Origin of the sequence: Aeromonas veronii (assembly GCF_040215105.1) — a bacterium.
In the GTDB taxonomy this organism is placed as follows: Bacteria; Pseudomonadota; Gammaproteobacteria; order Enterobacterales; family Aeromonadaceae; genus Aeromonas; species Aeromonas veronii_G.
The window spans coordinates 2,107,984-2,126,362 of sequence record NZ_CP157875.1; the positions used below are offsets into that span (position 1 = coordinate 2,107,984).

General features: G+C 60.4%; 19 protein-coding genes. 4 read left to right on the forward strand and 15 right to left on the reverse strand.

From position 1 onward, the window contains the following. Nucleotides 1–120: 120 nt before the first annotated feature. The 3 genes from minE to minC are packed head-to-tail and all read right to left on the reverse strand — an operon-like array spanning nt 121 to nt 1,952. Nucleotides 121–387: a cell division topological specificity factor MinE gene (gene minE / locus ABNP46_RS09685; RefSeq protein WP_349922171.1), complete on the reverse strand. Its 267-nt coding sequence runs from the start codon at nt 385–387 to the stop codon at nt 121–123. Nucleotides 388–389: 2 nt separating this feature from the next. Further along, nucleotides 390–1,202, reverse strand: a complete 813-nt coding sequence (gene minD, locus ABNP46_RS09690; RefSeq protein WP_010674647.1) for a septum site-determining protein MinD — start codon at nt 1,200–1,202, stop codon at nt 390–392. Nucleotides 1,203–1,220: 18 nt separating this feature from the next. Then, the gene (gene minC / locus ABNP46_RS09695) at nt 1,221–1,952 is read right to left on the reverse strand and encodes a septum site-determining protein MinC (RefSeq protein ID WP_349922172.1); all 732 of its coding nucleotides are present in this window, start codon (nt 1,950–1,952) and stop codon (nt 1,221–1,223) included. Between the two features lie 106 nt (nt 1,953–2,058). On the opposite strand from minC, the gene ABNP46_RS09700 reads away from it, so the two are divergent. Both ABNP46_RS09700 and ABNP46_RS09705 read left to right on the forward strand, forming a co-directional pair. After that, nucleotides 2,059–2,337, forward strand: a complete 279-nt coding sequence (locus ABNP46_RS09700; protein ID WP_349922173.1) for a YcgL domain-containing protein — start codon at nt 2,059–2,061, stop codon at nt 2,335–2,337. Next, nucleotides 2,337–3,296, forward strand: coding sequence for a lytic murein transglycosylase (locus tag ABNP46_RS09705; protein WP_349922174.1), 960 nt, complete (start codon nt 2,337–2,339; stop codon nt 3,294–3,296). Before ABNP46_RS09700 ends, ABNP46_RS09705 begins: the two co-directional genes overlap by 1 nt. A gap of 233 nt (nt 3,297–3,529) precedes the next feature. Here ABNP46_RS09705 and ABNP46_RS09710 read toward each other — a convergent pair whose 3' ends face one another. The 3 genes from ABNP46_RS09710 to ABNP46_RS09720 all read right to left on the reverse strand — a co-directional run bounded on the left by ABNP46_RS09710 (nt 3,530) and on the right by ABNP46_RS09720 (nt 7,038). Continuing rightward, nucleotides 3,530–4,900: an L-serine ammonia-lyase gene (locus tag ABNP46_RS09710; RefSeq protein WP_349922175.1), complete on the reverse strand. Its 1,371-nt coding sequence runs from the start codon at nt 4,898–4,900 to the stop codon at nt 3,530–3,532. A gap of 289 nt (nt 4,901–5,189) precedes the next feature. After that, the gene (locus tag ABNP46_RS09715) at nt 5,190–6,572 is read right to left on the reverse strand and encodes an L-serine ammonia-lyase (protein WP_349922176.1); all 1,383 of its coding nucleotides are present in this window, start codon (nt 6,570–6,572) and stop codon (nt 5,190–5,192) included. A gap of 181 nt (nt 6,573–6,753) precedes the next feature. Continuing rightward, on the reverse strand, nt 6,754–7,038 hold the full coding sequence (locus ABNP46_RS09720; protein ID WP_349922177.1) for a pyrimidine/purine nucleoside phosphorylase: 285 nt from the start codon (nt 7,036–7,038) through the stop codon (nt 6,754–6,756). A 270-nt stretch (nt 7,039–7,308) separates the two neighbouring features. On the opposite strand from ABNP46_RS09720, the gene ABNP46_RS09725 reads away from it, so the two are divergent. After that, complete coding sequence (locus ABNP46_RS09725) at nt 7,309–8,553, forward strand: dicarboxylate/amino acid:cation symporter (protein ID WP_349922178.1); 1,245 nt, start codon at nt 7,309–7,311, stop codon at nt 8,551–8,553. 98 nt (nt 8,554–8,651) lie between these two features. Here ABNP46_RS09725 and ABNP46_RS09730 read toward each other — a convergent pair whose 3' ends face one another. Continuing rightward, a complete protein-coding gene (locus ABNP46_RS09730) occupies nt 8,652–9,044 on the reverse strand; it encodes a MerR family transcriptional regulator (RefSeq protein WP_349922179.1) in 393 nt (130 codons plus the stop codon). A gap of 125 nt (nt 9,045–9,169) precedes the next feature. Between ABNP46_RS09730 and ABNP46_RS09735 the strand changes: the two genes are divergently transcribed. Continuing rightward, a complete protein-coding gene (locus ABNP46_RS09735; RefSeq protein WP_349922180.1) occupies nt 9,170–10,333 on the forward strand; it encodes a thiolase family protein in 1,164 nt (387 codons plus the stop codon). A 217-nt stretch (nt 10,334–10,550) separates the two neighbouring features. On the opposite strand, the gene pfkA is transcribed toward ABNP46_RS09735, so the two are convergent. The 8 genes from pfkA to cra form a co-directional block, all read right to left on the reverse strand. Then, nucleotides 10,551–11,522 carry a 6-phosphofructokinase gene (gene pfkA, locus ABNP46_RS09740; protein ID WP_349922181.1) on the reverse strand — a complete coding sequence of 324 codons (972 nt, stop codon included), beginning with the start codon at nt 11,520–11,522 and terminating at the stop codon, nt 10,551–10,553. 153 nt (nt 11,523–11,675) lie between these two features. Further along, on the reverse strand, nt 11,676–12,431 hold the full coding sequence (gene tpiA, locus ABNP46_RS09745; RefSeq protein WP_349922182.1) for a triose-phosphate isomerase: 756 nt from the start codon (nt 12,429–12,431) through the stop codon (nt 11,676–11,678). Between the two features lie 135 nt (nt 12,432–12,566). Continuing rightward, complete coding sequence (elyC, locus tag ABNP46_RS09750; protein WP_349922183.1) at nt 12,567–13,337, reverse strand: envelope biogenesis factor ElyC; 771 nt, start codon at nt 13,335–13,337, stop codon at nt 12,567–12,569. Between the two features lie 375 nt (nt 13,338–13,712). Further along, a complete protein-coding gene (locus tag ABNP46_RS09755; RefSeq protein ID WP_349922184.1) occupies nt 13,713–14,147 on the reverse strand; it encodes a DoxX family protein in 435 nt (144 codons plus the stop codon). 330 nt (nt 14,148–14,477) lie between these two features. Beyond that, nucleotides 14,478–15,170, reverse strand: a complete 693-nt coding sequence (locus ABNP46_RS09760; protein ID WP_349922185.1) for an RES family NAD+ phosphorylase — start codon at nt 15,168–15,170, stop codon at nt 14,478–14,480. Continuing rightward, nucleotides 15,170–15,574: an MbcA/ParS/Xre antitoxin family protein gene (locus tag ABNP46_RS09765; RefSeq protein WP_349922186.1), complete on the reverse strand. Its 405-nt coding sequence runs from the start codon at nt 15,572–15,574 to the stop codon at nt 15,170–15,172. The genes ABNP46_RS09760 and ABNP46_RS09765 overlap by 1 nt, the downstream gene beginning before the upstream one ends. Nucleotides 15,575–15,799: 225 nt before the next feature. Then, complete coding sequence (locus tag ABNP46_RS09770) at nt 15,800–16,993, reverse strand: aromatic amino acid transport family protein (RefSeq protein ID WP_349922187.1); 1,194 nt, start codon at nt 16,991–16,993, stop codon at nt 15,800–15,802. A gap of 323 nt (nt 16,994–17,316) precedes the next feature. Then, the gene (gene cra / locus ABNP46_RS09775) at nt 17,317–18,327 is read right to left on the reverse strand and encodes a catabolite repressor/activator (RefSeq protein ID WP_349922188.1); all 1,011 of its coding nucleotides are present in this window, start codon (nt 18,325–18,327) and stop codon (nt 17,317–17,319) included. Between the last annotated feature and the right edge of the window lie 52 nt (nt 18,328–18,379).

Genomic DNA, 18,379 nt, shown 5'->3' on the forward strand with positions numbered 1-18,379 from the left:
CCCCCGGGCCCTTGGCGAGATGCGCTGTTATCAGATGCGCATGTCGGGGTAATAAAAAACCGGATCCTGGCAACGGATCCGGTCTTCATTGGGGAAAGGGGTCACGCATGGGGCGTCAGCTCATCCCTTCTTGTCATCGGCGAAGGTGATGTTGAGCTCAAGGACTGACAGCTCATCACTCTTCTGATCCAGCTGGACGGTGATCTTGTCCGGATCGATCTGCACATATTTACGGATCACGTCGAGGATATCCTGCTTGAGCTGGGGCAGGTAATCCGGCCCCCCTCTGGATGAGCGCTCGTGAGCGACGATGATCTGCAACCGCTCTTTGGCCAGTTGTGCGGTGCTTTGTTTCTTGTTGGAACGAAAATAATCCAATAATGACATGCTTAACTCCCGAACAGTCGGCTAAAGAAGCCCTTCTTCTCTTCTTCCAGAAAACGAAAATCCTTGGTGTCGCCGAGCAGACGCGCCACGGCGTCTTCATAGGCTTGACCAGCGTCTGACTCCTTGTCCAGAATGACCGGCTCCCCCGAGTTGGAGGCGCGCAGCACCGCCTGGGACTCCGGGATCACCCCGAGCAGTTTGATGGCCAGGATCTCCTGCACATCCTGCACGCTCAGCATGTCGCCGCGGTTGACGCGGGTCGGGCAGTAACGGGTGAGCAACAGGTGCTCCTTGATGGGGTCTTCGCCACGCTCGGCGCGACGGGACTTGGAGGCCAGGATGCCGAGGATGCGATCGGAATCGCGCACGGACGAGACTTCCGGGTTGGTGGTGACGATGGCCTCATCGGCGAAGTAGAGCGCCATCAGAGCACCGGACTCGATCCCGGCGGGGGAGTCGCAGACGATGTAGTCGAACTGCATCTCCGCCAGTTGATCCAGGATTTTTTCCACCCCTTCACGGGTCAGGGCATCCTTGTCACGGGTCTGGGAGGCGGGCAGGATGAACAGGTTTTCGCAGCGTTTGTCCTTGATCAGCGCCTGATTGAGGTTGGCCTCACCGTTGATCACGTTGACGAAGTCGTACACCACGCGCCGTTCGCAGCCCATGATGAGATCCAGATTTCTCAGGCCAATGTCAAAATCGATGACCACCGTCTTGTGGCCACGCTGGGCCAGGCCGGTGCTCAGCGCCGCGCTGGTCGTGGTTTTGCCAACGCCGCCTTTGCCCGATGTAACGACTATGATTCGCGCCATTCTCGCTTCCTTGTAACTCTATTTGATACGGTCTATACGGAGTTGTTCGTTGTCCAGTCGGATATGGACTGGCTCTTGGATAAGGCCTGCCGGCAGCGCATCGCTCAGCTGGAACGTGCCAGCGACGGAAAGCAGCTCGGCCTGTAATTGCTGACAATAGATGCGGGCTCGGGCATTGCCCTTGGCCCCGGCGATGGCTCGGCCACGCAGGGCGCCATAAATATGAATGCTGTCATCGGCGATGACCTCGGCCCCCGGGCTCACCGAACCCAGCACCACCAGCGAGGTGCCGGCGGCGTAGATCTGCTGGCCCGAGCGTACCGGCCCCACATGCACCTTGCTCGCCTGCAGCGGCGCGGGTTCAGGTACTGGCGGGGCGGCGACGACGGGGTCGGCCGGTTTGGGCTGGGGGGCCGCTTCGGGGACCGGCTCGGCCTTGCGGCTCTTGCCGGAGACCATGACCGCCAGCCCTGCCGCCTTGGCCGCCGTCTTCATCGCCTCGTCTCTTGCCCCCGTGATCCCGACCAGCACGAAGTCTTCCGACTCGACCAGCTCCCTGAGCTGTTCGAAATCCGGAATGGCCGCGAGCCGTTCCACGTTGATGACGAGGGGGGCACAATTAAAAAACTGGGGGGCAAGGGCAACCTTGGCCGCCAACAATTGACGGATCCGCGTGGGATTGCCATCGCTGAGATGCAAAACAGAAATAGTGAAGGTAGTCCCTTTCAATTCGTTATCGCGCTCAACCATGAATCTTCCCCGAACCGAGACGGTAATCCGTTATTGTTATTCATTTTCCGATGTTATAGTTTGCCACCATCAGAGGCAATAAACCGATTGGATTATATCAATTTCCATGTTGTGTGCAGTCTATAAAAGTCGCAAAAAAGCCGAGACCTATCTTTTTATTGAAAGAAGAGAGGACTTTTCCCGGGTGCCCGAGGCACTGATGAGTACCTTTGGTCGCCCCGAACTGGTCCTGATGACCAAGCTGGACCCGGCCAAGCCCCTGGGGCTGGCCTCCACCGAACGGGTGATGGAGGCGCTCAAGGCGCAGGGGTTCTACCTGCAGGTGCCGCCACCTCCTGAGAATTTGCTGGAGCAGCACAAGGCGCAATTAAAGGTCTCATCCTGATGCGGGGTCGGCTGGCGCTGTTATTGCTAAGCGGTGTATTGAGTATGCCGCTGCAGGCCAGACCCGACTTCGATGCCTATGTCACCACCCTCAAACAGGACGCCGTGGCCGCCGGTATTTCTGCCGCCACGGTGCAGGCCGCCTTCGCCGATATCCGGCTTATCGAAGTGGCCATCAAGCACGACAAAAACCAGCCAGAATTCAAACTGACGCTGGATAGCTATATTCCCCGCGCCGTGCCCCAATGGAAAGTCAATCAGGCCAGAGCCTTATATCGCCAGCATTTGCCGTTGCTCACGAAAATAGGGCGGGAATATGGGGTGCAACCCCGTTTTATTGTCGCGCTTTGGGGCATCGAAACCAATTTCGGTAAATTGACCGGTCATTTTCCCCTGATATCTTCCCTGACCACCCTGGCCTGGGAGGGGCGCCGCGAAGCCTTCTTCAAGGCGCAACTGTTCGATGCCCTGCGGATCATCGAGCAGGGCCACGTGACCCCGGAGGCCTTCAAGGGCTCCTGGGCCGGCGCCATGGGGCAGGTGCAGTTCATGCCCTCTTCCTTCTTGCGCTATGCGGTGGATCAGGACGGAGATGGCAGGAAGGATCTGTGGGGAAATCTTGCGGATGTATTTGGTTCTGCTGCCAATTATCTGCACCAGAATGGCTGGCGCGAGGATGAGACTTGGGGGCGGCGGGTGCGGGTGCCGGACACCCTCGACCCGAGTCTGTTCGGGCTTGAGGTCCGCAAGCCGCTGTCGGCCTGGCAGGCCCTCGGGGTACGGCAACAGGATGGTGCTCCCTTGCCGAAGGCCGGGATGCAGGCCTCCCTCATCCGGCCCGATGACGTTCATGGCCGCAGCTATCTCGCCTATGACAATTACCGGGTATTGCGCCACTGGAATCGCTCCCCCTATTTCGTGGTGGCGGTGGGCACCCTGGCAGATCGCATCGTGAAATAGTGAACGCGGGCTCGACATCCATGGCTTGCATGACATGGGCAGAAGGCGGCGCCTTGCCATCATCCAATAACAGCGATGAATACCGTTCTGCCCATGGCGATATGCGCGCGCAGGGAAGAAGAGGGGATCGCCATATTCGGTGATAGCCGGCGATATGGACGGGAAATAGCAGGCAATAAAAAAGGCGGGTATTTCCCGCCTTTTTCTATGTGGTGCGTGTTTACGCAGCAGACTCAGTCGCAGGCAACCTGCATCACCTTGATGGCCAGGCCACCGCGGGAGGTTTCGCGGTACTTGGAGTCCATGTCCTTGCCGGTGATGTACATGGTCTCGATGACCTTGTCCAGCGACACCCGGGGCTTGGAGGTGCGACGCAGGGCCATGCGGGATGCGTTGACCGCTTTCATGGCGGCGATGGCGTTGCGCTCGATGCAGGGGACCTGCACCTGACCCGCAACCGGATCACAGGTCAGACCCAGGTTGTGCTCCATGCCGATTTCGGCGGCTTCACAGACGTGCTCCGGGCTACCACCCATCAGTTCGGTCAGGCCGGCGGCGGCCATGGAGCAGGATACGCCCACTTCCCCCTGGCAACCGACTTCGGCGCCGGAGATGGAGGCGTTCATCTTGTAGAGCATGCCGACGGCAGCGGCGGCCAGGTAGAAGCGGGTGTACTCGTCGCGACCTACCGGCTGGATGAACTTGTCATAGTAGGCGAGCACGGCAGGGATGATGCCGGCGGCGCCGTTGGTCGGGGCGGTAACCACGCGGCCACCAGCGGCGTTCTCCTCACTCACCGCCAGGGCGAACATGTTGACCCAGTCGACGATGTTCATGGGATCGTTGGAGAGGTTCTCGTTGGTGGTGAGCTGACGGTAGAGCGGCGCGGCACGGCGCGGCACCCGCAGCGGACCGGACAGGACACCCTCGGTGCGGCAACCGCGTTCGATCCCCTCACGCATGGTGGTCCAGATTTTGCCGAGCTTCTTGTAGATCTCTTCCGGGGTGTTGAAGCACTTCTCGTTTTCCAGCATCAGGGCGGAGATGGACAGACCGGTCTGACCGCAGTGAGCCAGCAACTCGGCGGCGCTCTTGAAGGGGTAGCGCACGGCCATGGCGCCGCTGTCGGCCTTGCCAAAGCTCTCTTCGTCGACGATGAAGCCACCGCCGATGGAGTAGTAGGTCTTGCTGTAGGCGATGGCGTCTTCGATGAAGGCGGTCAGCTTCATGCCGTTTTCGTGCAGCGGCAGGGCCTCGTCATGGAACACCATGGCATCGCGGGGGAAGCTGACGGTATGGCAGTGCAGGCCGATGGGCAGACGACCGGTCTGCTCCACGCGGGAGATGAATTCGGGGATGCCGTCGATATCGACATTTTCCGGCAGGTTGCCAGCCAGACCCATGATGATGGCGGTGTCGGTATGGTGGCCTTTGCCGGTCCAGGAGAGAGAGCCGTAGACGTCGACCTGGATCCGGGTGATGTCACGGATCTTGCCGCCAGCACGCAGTTCATCCACGAACTGTTTGGCCGCCTTCATGGGGCCGACAGTGTGGGAAGAGGAGGGGCCAACACCGATTTTGAAGATATCAAAAACGCTGATCATGTAACAATTACCTCAGGGTAGAAGGGGGCGCCATGCCCGCTCGCAGAAATTGGGGTGATCCATGGGACGGGTCTGTCGTCACAAAAGGCCAATGAACCAGCTGGCGATAGTCTAACGGCTCATTGCCTAAAAAAAGTTGAAACAGATCTATTTTTGTTGAATTGACGGCGCGAGTATAAAATTAATTTTGATGGTTATCCAATTTGTTAAGCATCTTGCAAACGTTTTGCAAAAAAATACCCGGACGAGCCGGGTATCTTAGCGCCAAACGTAGCCCTGTTACCTTGTCTTAACATTCGGTGATGTTGACGGCGAGGCCGCCACGGGCGGTTTCCTTGTACTTGGTCTTCATGTCGTTGCCGGTTTCCCACATGGTCTTGATCACCTTGTCCAGCGACACCTTGTGCTCGCCGGTGCCGCGCAGGGCGAGGCGGGCGGCGTTGATCGCCTTGACCGCCCCCATGGCGTTGCGCTCGATGCAGGGCACCTGCACCAGGCCACCGATGGGATCGCAGGTCAATCCCAGGTTGTGTTCCATCCCGATCTCGGCCGCATTCTCGACGATGGCCGCACTGCCCCCCAGCAACTCGGCCAGGGCGCCGGCCGCCATGGAGCAGGCCACCCCGACCTCCCCCTGACAGCCCACCTCGGCCCCTGACAGGGAGGCGTTCTTCTTGTAGAGAATGCCGATGGCGGCGGCGGTGAGGAAGTAGTGCATCAAGAGCTCGTCATCCACTTTTCTCACGAAGCGATCGTAATAGTGCAGCACGGCGGGGATGATGCCGGCGGCGCCATTGGTCGGCGCCGTCACCACCCGGCCTCCGGCGGCGTTCTCCTCGTTGACGGCCAGGGCAAAGAGATCCACCCACTCCATCACCATCAGGGGATCCTTGTTGAAGTTGGTCTCCCCGTTGAGTTGACGATAGAGGATGGGGGCACGCCGCTTCACCTTGAGGCCGCCGGGCAGCACCCCCTCACTGCGACAGCCGCGCTCCACGCAGCCCTGCATCGCCTGCCAAATCTTGCGAAGACCGGCTTTGATGTCGCTTTCGCTGCGAAACACCTTCTCGTTGGCCAGCATCACCCCGGAGATGGAGAGACCGCTCTCCTGGCAGTGGGCCAGCAACTGGGCGCCGCTCTCGAAGGGGTAGGGAACCGGGTGCGCCGCATCGAAGCGGGCGGCCTCTTCTTTCGCGTTGGCGAAGTGGCTCTCCTCGATGATGAAGCCGCCGCCGATGGAGTAATAGGTCTGCTCAAACAGCAGGGTGTCCCCCTCGAAGGCACGCAGGGTCATGCCGTTGGAGTGGGCGGGCAGGGTCTTGCGCCGGTTGAAGAGAATGGCACCGACCCGGGGGAACTGGCTGGGCTGCTCGCCACCAAGGCGCAGGCTCTGGCTGTGCTCCACCTGGCTTAGAAAATCCGGAATGGCTTCGATGTCGACGGACTCGGGATCGAAGCCTGCGAGCCCCAGGATGATGGCCTTGCCGGTACCGTGGCCCTTGCCGGTCTGACCCAAAGAGCCGTAGCACTCGGTGACGACCCGTTCGGTGCGGGAGAGGAGGCTGGCCTGCCGGAGTGCGTTGATGAAGGCACAGGCGGCGCGCATGGGCCCCACCGTGTGGGACGAGGAGGGGCCAATCCCGATGGAAAACAGGTCGAAGACACTGATCATGACGTACTCCGATTATGGATTTTGTCTAAACATTGTAAATTTTTTGTAGTCGTTGGAAAGAGGGGAAATGATGGCTTGTGATGAGGATGCACAAATGGATGAACAAGGGGAGGGGAAAAGAGAAGAACCATGAGGGCCGGGAGGCTCCTCATGGCAGGCGTCTGGCGGGTCTGGTCGCGGCTTAGTCGAGGAACTCGCACAGATAGGCGGTGGGGGTTTTCACCTCCAGCTTGAAGGAGGAGTGGCCGGGCACGTCGAAGGACTGACCCTGCTGATAGGTGGTCCAGCCATCTTCATCGGCCAACTGGATGGTGAGGGCGCCCTTGACCACCGTCATCCGCTCGGGGGCGGCGGTGTTGAACAGGTAGTCACCTGCTGCCATCACACCGACCGTGGCTTTCTCGCTTTTTTGCTCGAAACCGATAGATTTAACATTTCCATCGAAATACTCGTTAACTTTCAGCATCTTTTCTTCCCTGTATGCATGATTGACATGCCAACGTAGCACACCTTTTTGCCCATTGTCATGATGAAATGGGGAAAAATCAGGATGAACCTTATGAGTCTGCATTTTATCAATAAGATATTAAATGCACGGCGTTCAGGAAACGGGATGTAAAACGGATGACAAATATGAGATAACACGCGGCCTCAGGGTAATGGCGAGCTTTTCACCGCCCTGGGCAGTCAATTGCACTGGGATAGTGTCAATAGTCGCTCAATAAAGGAACATTCTGTGTTAACAAAAGGATTAATCAAAAATATCGGCTTCCAGGTAGTGGTCGCCATGATACTGGGGGCCTTGGCCGGTGCGCTCATGGGTGAGCAAGCCACCGTCTTTGCGCCGCTCGGGACGCTTTTCATCCAGCTCATCAAGATGCTGGTGATCCCCCTGGTGGCGGTGGCCATCCTGTCCGGGGCCGCCAACCTGGGTGCCAGCCCGGCAGCGGGCAAGATAGGGGTAAGCACGCTGGCCTTCTTCCTCGTCACCTCCGCCCTGGCCGTGCTGCTGGCGCTGGTGATGGGGCAGGTCTTCCAACCCGGGGTCGGGGTCGATTTCGGCTCAACGGCGGCCATGTTCTCCGGTGACTATGCCGACAAGGGCGCGCTGCCGGATGCGGTCTCCACCCTGCTCGGCATGATCCCCACCAATGTGTTCAGCTCCCTGAACGAGGCGAACATCCTGCAGATCCTGGTGTTCTGCATGTTCCTCGGCATCGCCCTGGCCAAGCAGCCCCGTGAGCGCTCCAAGCCGCTCATCGATGGCCTCAACACCCTGGTGGATGCCTTCGTCTGGATGATCAACAAGGTGATGCTGATTGCTCCTCTGGGGGTCTTCGGTCTGATGGCTGACGCCATCGGCACCTATGGCTTCGATGTGCTGACCCTGGTGCTCAAGCTGTTCGTGGTCTATGTCGCCGCCATCCTGATCTTCGGCTTCGTGGTCTATCCGCTCCTGGTATCACTGCTCTCCAACACCCCGGTGCGCAAATACTTCTCGGCGATGAAGAAGCCGCAGATCGTCGCCTTCTCCACCGCCTCTTCCATGGCGACCCTGCCGGTCAACATGGAGACCTGCGAGAAAGAGCTGAAGGTGACCAACGCCACCGCCTCCTTCGTGCTGCCCCTTGGCGCCACCATCAACATGAGCGGCAACGCCATCTATTACGGTCTGGTGGCCATCTTCTTCGCCCAGGTCTACAACATCGACCTCTCAGCCGGTGCCTGGGCGGCCATCATCCTCACCTCGACCCTGGGTGCCATCGGTCAGGCCGGTGTGCCGGGTCCGAGCTTCCTGGTGGTGGCCGTGCTGCTGGCGGCGGGGATCCCCATCGAGGGCCTGCCGTTGCTGTTCGCCCTGGATCGCCTGTTCGACATGATCCGTACCGCGCTGAACATCAGCGGGGATGCGGCCTGCGCCGTCATCGTCGACCGTTACAGCCCGGATTACGATCCCAACCGCTGGAGCAAGGACACCTGACCAGTGGCTTGATATCATCGTGAATGAAAAAGAGGGAAGCATGGGCTTCCCTCTTTTTTATGGGCGCCGTTCGCAATGGAAAGCGCTGGCGCTTAAGACTAGAGCTGGGCCAGGGCCTGCTGGCAGCGCTGCTCGGCGGCGTCCAGCTCCAGCAGCACCATCTTGATGTCTTCCAGCTGTTGTTGCAGGGTTTCCCGCTTGTCGGCCACCAACCCCAGCATGGTCTGCAACTGGGTGCGGCTGCTCTTGTCCGCATCGTAGAGATCGAACAGATCGCGAATGTCCGCGAGGCTGAAACCCAGACGCTTGCCGCGCAGGGTCAGTTTGAGGCGCACCCTGTCCTGGCGGCTGTAGATCCGGGTCTGGCCCTGGCGGGCGGGGTTCAGCAGCCCCTGATCCTCGTAGAAGCGGATACTGCGGGTGGTTACATCAAATTCACGGGCCAGCTCGCTGATACTGAAGGTCCGCACGTCATCCCTGGATTGAGTCATGGCATCGTCATCTGGTTGTCAAGGCTGGCTGGCACCTTACCCAAACGTCAACTTCCCCGCAAGTCTTGTTCCCATCCCCCCGGCAGCATATGTTATCTCCATGTAACAAAAGGAGAAGCAGACGCATGGACATAGTGATAGTGGCGGCCAAACGCACCCCCATGGGCGCCTTCCAGGGGGCATTGAGCGGCCAGAGCGCTCCCGAACTTGGCGCCTGCGCCATCGCGGCGGCCATGGCATCGGCCGGCCTGCAAGGGGAGCAGATCGACGAGGTCTACATGGGCAATGTGCTGAGCGCAGGGGTGGGGCAGGCCCCCGCCCGTCAGGCGGCCCTCAAGGCGGGTCTGCCAAACCGCGTACCCTGCACCACCCTCAACAAGGTGTGCGGTTCGGGCATGAAGGCGGTGATGCTGGCGGCAGACAGCCTGCGCCTTGGCGATACCCGGGTGGTGGTCGCCGGCGGCATGGAGAGCATGAGCCGGGCCCCTTACTTGCTGGACAAGGCGCGCACAGGCTATCGCATGGGCCACCAAAGCGTGCTGGATCACATGTTCCTCGATGGCCTGCAGGATGCCTATGAGGGGCAGTTGATGGGGCATTATGCCCAGGCCAGTGCCGACAAGGCGGGGCTGGCGCGCGCCGACATGGATGCCTTTGCCATCAGCTCGCTCCAGCGGGCCCTGGCGGCCCAGCAGAGCGGCGCCTTCGAGGCTGAACTGACCCCAGTGCTGGCAGGAGAGCAGATGCTGCTGGCCGATGACGAGCAGCCAGGCAAGGCCAGGCCCGACAAGATCCCCGCTCTCAAGCCCGCCTTCAGCAAGACGGGGACCATCACGGCGGCCAACTCCAGCTCCATCTCGGATGGGGCCGCGGCGCTCATCTTGATGCGCGCCGACACGGCGGCCGAGTGGGAGCTGCCCGTATTGGCGCGGATTGTCGGCTACCAGAGCCACGCCGCCTTGCCGGCGGAGTTCACCAGCGCCCCCGTCGGCGCCATCCAGATATTGCTGACCCGAGTGGGTTGGTCGGTGGAGGAGGTGGATCTGTTCGAGGTGAACGAGGCCTTCGCCATGGTGAGCATGCTGGCCATGGCGGGCTGCCAGATCCCCCATCAGAAGCTGAACGTGAACGGCGGCGCTTGCGCCTTGGGTCACCCTCTCGGGGCCAGCGGTGCCCGCATCCTGGTGACCCTGATCCACGCCTTGCGGGCCCGTGACCTCAAGCGGGGAGTGGCGAGCCTGTGCATCGGAGGCGGCGAGGCGACCGCCATGGCCATCGAGCTCCCCTGATAGAGACGCCGTGGCGAGATGATTGACTGCTAATGTGCATATTTATGATGTTTTCATCTGGCTGAATGGGGTTTCGTGAGGCAACTGGTTTCAATATAGCATGCTGGCAGCGCGCTATATCGACGCCGCATTGTCCCGCCAGCCCGCTGACCATGGCGCAATAAAAAACCCTCCTGTGGAGGGTTTTTTTACAACGACCCGGTTCAGCCGGCTGGGCTTAGAACAGGGTGGTGGAGAGATCGTACAGCTCCTGATTGAACGGGCGCTTGAGGTTCTCGATGCAGTCGATGATGTCGTGATGCACCATCTCGTTGCCCTGGATCCCGACGCAGCGACCACCCTGGCCGGCCAGCAGTTGCTCGACGGCGAAGGCGCCCATGCGGCTGGACATGATGCGATCGCGGGCAGTGGGGGAGCCACCGCGCTGGATGTGGCCCAGGATGGTGGCGCGGGTTTCGCGGCCCGTCATGGACTCGATGTCTTTGGCCAGGGCGTTCACATCGGTGACGTGTTCACAGATGGTGATGATGGCGTGGCGCTTGCCCTTGGCTTCCCCTTCCTTGATCTGTTGCAGCAGCTTCTCTTTGTCAAAAGCCACTTCCGGCACGATCACGTACTCGGCGCCACCGGCGACCGCGGCAGACATGGCCAGATCACCGCAGTGACGACCCATGATCTCGACCACGGAGATGCGGTGGTGGGAGCTGCAGGTGTCGCGCAGGCGGTCGATGGCATCCACCACCACGTTCAGGGCGGTGTCGAAACCGATGGTGAAGTCGGTGCCGGCGATGTCATTGTCGATGGTGCCCGGCAGGCCGATGCAGGGGAAACCCTCTTCGGTCAGCTTCTTGGCGCCCATGTAGGAGCCGTCACCGCCGATCACCACCAGGGCGTCGATACCGTGTTTTTTCAGGTTCTCGATGGCTTCCGCACGGACTTTCGGATCTTTGAACGCGGGGAAACGAGCGGAGCCCAGGAAGGTACCGCCACGGTTGACCACGTCGGAGACGCTGTGGCGCTCGAGTTTGACGATCCTGTCCTGGTGCAGGCCGAGGTAGCCATCATAGATGCCGTAGACTTCCAGGCCATGGTGCAGACTGGCGCGCACCACGGCGCGGATGGCTGCGTTCATACCCGGTGCGTCACCACCACTGGTCAAAACACCAATACGTTTGATTTGTTTGGTCATGAGTGCCTCTGGATCCAAGTTGACGAAAATCAGTATCTGAAAATGCAGTCAGCCATCTGCTTACTATATCGGCTTTCCTATGAAAATGAGGGACTCGGTTTCATAGGAAAGGGGATAAGACGAAGAGGGGACGGGCCCCTCTTCGTGCGAGCCTTACTTGGCGGCGCCAGCGATGATCTGGGAGAAGTCGTCCACTTTCAGGGACGCACCACCCACCAGGCCACCGTCGATGTCCGGCTGACCGAACAGGTCGGCTGCGGTCGCGCCAGTGACGGAACCACCGTACAGGATCTGCACCTTGGCGGCGACGGCTGCGTCGAAACCGGCCAGGTACTGACGGATATGGGCGTGCACGGCCTGGGCGATTTCCGGGGTGGCGGTCTTGCCGGTACCGATGGCCCATACCGGCTCGTAGGCGACGACGGCGTTGGCGAAGGAGGCGATGCCACAACGGTCGATCACGGCTTTGAGCTGGGTTTCAACCACGGTGTTGGTGGTGCCGGCTTCAAACTGAGCCAGGGTCTCGCCGATGCACAGTACCGGGATCAGGCCACCTTTCTGGATAGCTTCGTACTTGGCGGCAACCACGTCGTCGGTCTCTGCGTGCAGGGTACGACGCTCGCTGTGACCGACCAGGGAGTAGGTGCAACCGAAGGCCTTGAGCATGGAGGGGGCGTTCTCGCCGGTGAAGGCGCCGGACTCGTGAACGTCGGCGTTCTGGGCACCGTAGGCAATCTTGCTGCCAGCGGTCAGTTGCTCAACCAGACCCAAAAAGATAACCGGCGGGCAGACGGCGACTTGTACCGAAGGATGAGCGGCCGCAGCCGGGGTCAGTCCTTTGATCAGGGCTTCAACAGAAGCCTTGGTGCCGTTCAGTTTCCAGTTACCCATTACCAGGTGCTGTCTCATCTTCTATATCTCCTAGGCATTTGATTGCGCGACATTATATGAATTGAACCGAGCCCAAGATAGCTGACCCGGCGGCAAATGACGTAATTTTTTTTCGCTTTCCTGATCCAAATCAGGAATGGAATCGTCAAACGCTCATTCGTTGACCTGGCCCCGCAGACGGGCCCACCATACCCCAATCCACTCGTGAATGGCAGCCTCGGAATACATCAGATAACGCCCCTTCGGCAGGTAGGTGTACAGAGGTTGCGGCTGCTGACTCTGCTTGGCGGTGTAATCCGTGGGGGCTGGCACCGCATCGAGTCCCTGGGCGCGATAGAGCGCCATGGCTCTGGGCAGATGGGTGGCCGAGCTCACCAGCGCCACCCGCTTGCCCTTGAGGTGGCGGGCGATGCTGACCGCTTCATCATGGGTGTCTTTGTTGTTTTCAAACAACGTCATGCGCTCGCGCGAGATGCCGAGGCTCGTCGCCATGCGGGCGTTGACCTCGGCGTTCGACAGGGGATCCCCCGCCACGGCGCCGGAGAAGATGAGCTCTGCCTTCGGATAGGCCTCGGCGAGGCGTACCCCCTCCAGGGTGCGGGCCAGTGCGATGTTGTTCTGCCAGGCGCGCTCTGGCACGGCCGGATCGCTCACATGGCCGTTGCCGAGCACCACGATGGCCTCGATATCCGGATGCTGGGTGGCCTCGAAGGGGGGATAGGTCTGCTCCAGATTGCGGGCCAGCTCGTAGCTGACCGGGCGCATTCCCATCATGGCGATGAGCATGAAGGCGCAACTTGCCAGCAGCTTGCCGCTCTTCTGGAAGCGGGTGAACCAGAGCAGCAGCAAGGCCAGCAGCAGCAAGGAAAGGGAGAAGGGGAGTGGCATCAGCAACTGGCCAAGCCATTTCTTGAGTTCAAACAAACAAGGCTCCAGGGGTTCTCAATCACACATCGTCGTGTCGTTTTGCGGGTGGACGTGACCTCACACCGCAGCGGCGTTCTTCGCCAAAGAGGTGCCATGTCGGCGTTTCGCCAATCGAGCATCACTGTACCTTATCCACTTCTGTTTATCTTGCAACCCAAGGGGGTCGATGAAGGAGCATCCCCTGTTGTTGGACACGGGGTGGTGAGGGGATGATGAAAAAGCCCTGCCGGATCTGGCAGGGCTTTGGGTTTCGCATCAAGCGATGGCGTGTGATTGTTTTTGTGTGACGATGCGCCAGGCTGGTGGCGTCTAACGTGGGTTATTCATGACTCGCATGCGATGTGAGGTAGCCGGCATCATTGGTTATCGGCCTTATCGCCAGCTTGATTGACCGCCAAGGGCGTAACGGCCTGCCCCCATGAAGGCCACCGCCAGTGCCCCGACAAAGAAATAGACCAGGCTCTCGATACCCCAGGCTCCAACCGCCGTCAGTTGCCAGGTTTCACCGATCCCCACCATCAACCAGGCGACGACCATGGTGAAGGCAAGCCCGAGGGCGGAGAGGCGGGTGAGGATGCCGAGGATGATCAGCAGTGGTGCGACCACTTCCCCCAGCAAGACCCCGTAGGCGATAAAGCCGGGCAATCCCTTGGCGACCAGCATGGCATAGATGCCGTCCACGCCGTCGATCAGCTTGTGCAGGCCGTGAAACAACATCAAGCCCCCGACCGCCAGTCTCAGCAGCAATTTGCCAAGATCTTCGTGATGCAGCAGGCGATTGACGTTGTTCAATAATGTCTCAACCATTTGAAAGTATTCCCTTTACGATCATTTTAATGCCAGCTTCCACTGGGTTTTCTGGTGCATGGACGGTGCGATAAAAGGAAGCGCCTCCCCGATCACCATGGCCGCCACTCTACGCCGCAAGGGGAGAGATAAAATTGAGAGAAATCAAGGAAACGGATCTAAATGATAAGTATTCATATTAGATGGGCGGTTAAATGAGCCGTTGAGGCAAGGCGACGAGAACAAGCCCTGTTATTGATATGGACATTTTTAAGTATCACCGCCCAGCAGGCTACTCAACACAACAGCCCCACTCATCGGGTGGGGCTGTTGTCGCGTTAGGAGGGGAGATCACTCCCCATATAGCCTGATCTCCAGCACATTGGCGATGGCGCTGCCGTTCCAGTGGTACTCCAGATGCTGGGTCTGGTGGATTTTGGTGATGAGGCGGGGGCGGTAGAGCACGTAGCAGTCGTGGCCGCTGTGGCGCACCGAGCGATAATGAATACCATCCTGGCCCAGGCTCTGCTGCTCCCGGGCAAACTCCTGAGAATGCCCATAATCGGTGGCGTGATAGAGGGGGGAGGCGAGGTAACTATCCCCGCGGATATCGACGAGGCGGGCGCAGAACTCGGTGTGGAGCACCCGCATCTGCAGCTTCTGGGCCGGCTCCCGGGTGTAGCCGAAGACGCGCTCCTGGTGATAGACGGTCTCCTTCACCGCGGTATCGAGGACAGGGGCGCAGTAGTAGCCGCCAAAGTCCCCCGTGGTGAAGCGGGCCCCCTCGGGGCTCAGATGGGTGAAGGCGGCCATCACATAGCTGCCACCGGCCAATCCCACCAGCCAATCCTCTTTCGGCACTCGCGTCAGCTCGCCGGCCTCTTCCCGCAGGCGATCGTTGGTGAGGGCCTCGACGGCCCAGACCGCCTCCAGTTCGTCGGCATTGGCCACATCCTCATAGAGGCAGATGGGGGGATAGCGGCTCGGTATGATGCGAAAGGCGTGTTGATCGTCCAACTCGCTTAAGGGCGGGGCGACGGTCATCAGGCCTGACCCCCACGCCAGGCGTGCAGGCGGGTCGCGACCTCATAGAGATCGGCCACACGCCCCCCCTGCATGACGTCCATGGCGCTGCGCCCTGCGAAGAAGGGGTGGCTGTTGGGCTTGCGCACCCAGCCGTAGATGCTCTCATCGAGGCTGAACAGCAGTCGCAAGCTCTTGTGGATGTTGAGGATGTAGCTCATCCGCTCCTGCAGATCGACCCCCAGACGGATGCCGCCGCTCGACTCCTTGTATTTGTTCAAGGTTGAGCGGGAGGAAATGCCAAGAAGGGTCAGCTGTTCATCTGTGTTGCACTGCCATTTATCCAGGATCCGAAACACCACCGGCAGCGCCTTGCTGGGGTCGATGGCGTTTTCTTGCCGGGATACCTGTGCTGTTGCGACCATGATGCCTCCTTATCTTCTGTGCTGGCGAGGGCGATGATATGGCCTGTCGCCTGATCATCAGTGTAGAAGAGTTGTACACATATGTACACGACTAGGTGTAAGTGAACATATGTGATTATGGCCGTTATGGCGACTCTCCTGGTCGGTCCATGACTGGACTGGGAGAGGGACCAACAAAAAGCCCTGCCAATGTGGCAGGGCTTTTGTCTTCTGAACTGATGAGGATCAGAGCGCGGGCAGGAGGCCGAGGCTCACGCTTATCTGCACCCCGACGATCAGCACCCCCATGGCACCGGCGAGCCCGAGGGCCAGCACGCCACCCGGGGCGCGGTAGTGATGCGCTTCAGCCCGTTTGCGACTCTGCCATACCATGGCCACCGGTAGCAGCACCGCCAGCACCGCCAGCGCGATGGCGGCGTAGCCGAGCGCCATGATGAAGCCTTGCGGGAAGTAGAGGGCGAACAGCAGGGGCGGCACAAAGGTGATAATGCCTGTCTGCACGCGGCCGCTGGCGTTGTCCTTGCGGCGGGTCACCTTGGCCATGAAGTCAAACAGGCCGAGGGTCACCCCGAGGAAGGAGGTGGCGAGCGCGAGATCTGCAAAGATATGCATCGCCTGATTGAAGGCAGGCCAGCTGACCAGGTTGCCGACGTTGGCGAGCAGGCTGTCCAGGGCACCGCCGGTCTGGATCAGGCTCTCTTGGCCGAGCAGGCCCAGGATGGCCACCTGCCACAGTACGTAGAGGATGAGGGGCAGGGCTGAGCCCCACACGAAGACCCGGCGCAATTGCTTGGGGCAATCACCGAGGTAGAGCATCACGCTCGGGATGGAACCGTGGAAGCCGAACGAGGTGAAGATGACCGGCAGGCCCGCCAGCAGCAGGCCCTGGCCGAGCGGCATGGAGAGCAGGTGCTGGCCTTCGGCGCGGGGCAGCAGCAGGGCCAGCACCCCAACCATGATCACCAATTTCACGGTGAACATCAGCCGATTGAGGTAATCCACCTGTTTGGTGCCGACGCACACCATGCCGCCAAACAGCAGGGTGAAGGCCCAGGCGGCCTGCTCCTGGCTGACGTTCATGCCCGCATCGGCCAGAGCCTGTGCCAGCAGGCTGCTGCCACCACTGATGTAGGCAGAGGCCAGCGAGTAGAACAGCATCAGGATGCAGAAGGAGGCGATGCGCTTGCCCCAGGGGCCGAGCAGCTGATCCGCCAGTTGGTGCAGGTACCACTTGCCGGTGTTGAGGCTCGCCTCCACCTGCAGCATGGCGGTGAAGGCCATCAGGGCCCAGAGCCCGACCATCAGCAGCAGGGTGGCGGGGCCGCCGAGGGAAGAAGAGGCGAGCGGCAGGGCCAGCATGCCGGCGCCTATGGTAGTGCCGGCGATGAGCAGGGTACAACCGAGAGTCTTGGTGTTCATGAGGTTCATCCGAAATGGGAAAAGAGTGCCAGGGGCAGTGGTGGCAAGGCGCCTCCGGGGGCGAGGCCGGAGGCTAGGGATATCGGAATGGACGCATCTGTACACTAGACCTGTCTATTGTAAAAGTTGGTTGCCACGTTAGCGGATTAAAATAGTGGTTACAAGGGGTAAAGACTGTGGTTTGTACTGCCTGGTGGCAATGAGTGGAAATAAATGATGACAGTATGGCGTTGGGAGTGGTGAAAAATACGCCGACGAGCCATCTCGTCGGCGCAGGGGTCAGCGTCTGGCGTGGCGCCGGTGTTGGGAGACCGGCGGGAGGGTTAGCGGCGGCGCTTGAGGGTGCGGCTCACGTAATGCAGGCCCGCCTGATAGTCGCCGTTGATGGCCTTGATGGCCAGATCCAGCGCCTGATTCGCCAGGGCGTCGTGTTGCTGGGGCAGGGAGTTGATGCCAAAGGGGAGGAAGTCCAGCAGCCTGTCGTCACCGAAGGTGGCCATGGCGAGCCGACTCATGTCGCTCTCCTGCTCCAGCAAATAATCGAGCACCCCCTCCATCAGGATGTAGGAGGTGGCGACCAGCGCCTCGGGCAACTGGCCGAGTTGAGTGTGCAGAGTCTTGATCAGCCGATAGCCCTCGGCACGGGAGAAGTGTTCCCCCTCGCAGAGGTGGGACGAGATGCGGGATGAGGGAGTGGCGGCGTCGCCGTACTCTGTCAGCGCCTGATCGAATCCCGCTTTGCGCTCCTGGCTGATCGTGAGAGTCGGCAGTGCGGTGATCAACGCCACGTGCCCGATGGCGGGTGTGAGCAGAGAGGCGGTGAGGGAGTGGCTCGCCTTCTGGTTTTCGCTCGCCACCGTGATGAAGTGTTCCGCCGCCATGGCGCGGTCGATGGCCAGGATCTGCACCCCCTGGGCCTGCTGCTGCAAATAGAAGGGATCCGCGGGCGGCAGGCAGCTCGCCACCAGCAGCGCATCCACGTGGCGGCTCACCAGCATGCGGGCCAGCTCCTTCTCGGTATCCGGCTCATCTTCCGAGCAGACGATCAGCAACTGATAACCCTGGGCCCGCGCCCCTTGTTCGAGTCGCTTGGCGAGCTTGGCGTAACTGGCGTTCTCCAGATCCGGCAGGATGAAGCCGAGGGTGCGGGTCTGGCCGCCGCGCAGGGAGGCGGCGCGGCTGTCCGGTTGATAGTTGTGGGCATGGACCACCGCCATCACCTTGTCACGGGTGGCCTGACTGATGCGGTACTGATCGGCCTTGCCATTGATCACATAGCTGGCGGTGGTGCGCGAGACACCGGCCAGGGCGGCGATTTCATCCAGTTTCATCATATTGGCTCTGTTTGAGTTGCAAGGCCCGCGAGGGTCCCGGTTGGGACGGCGA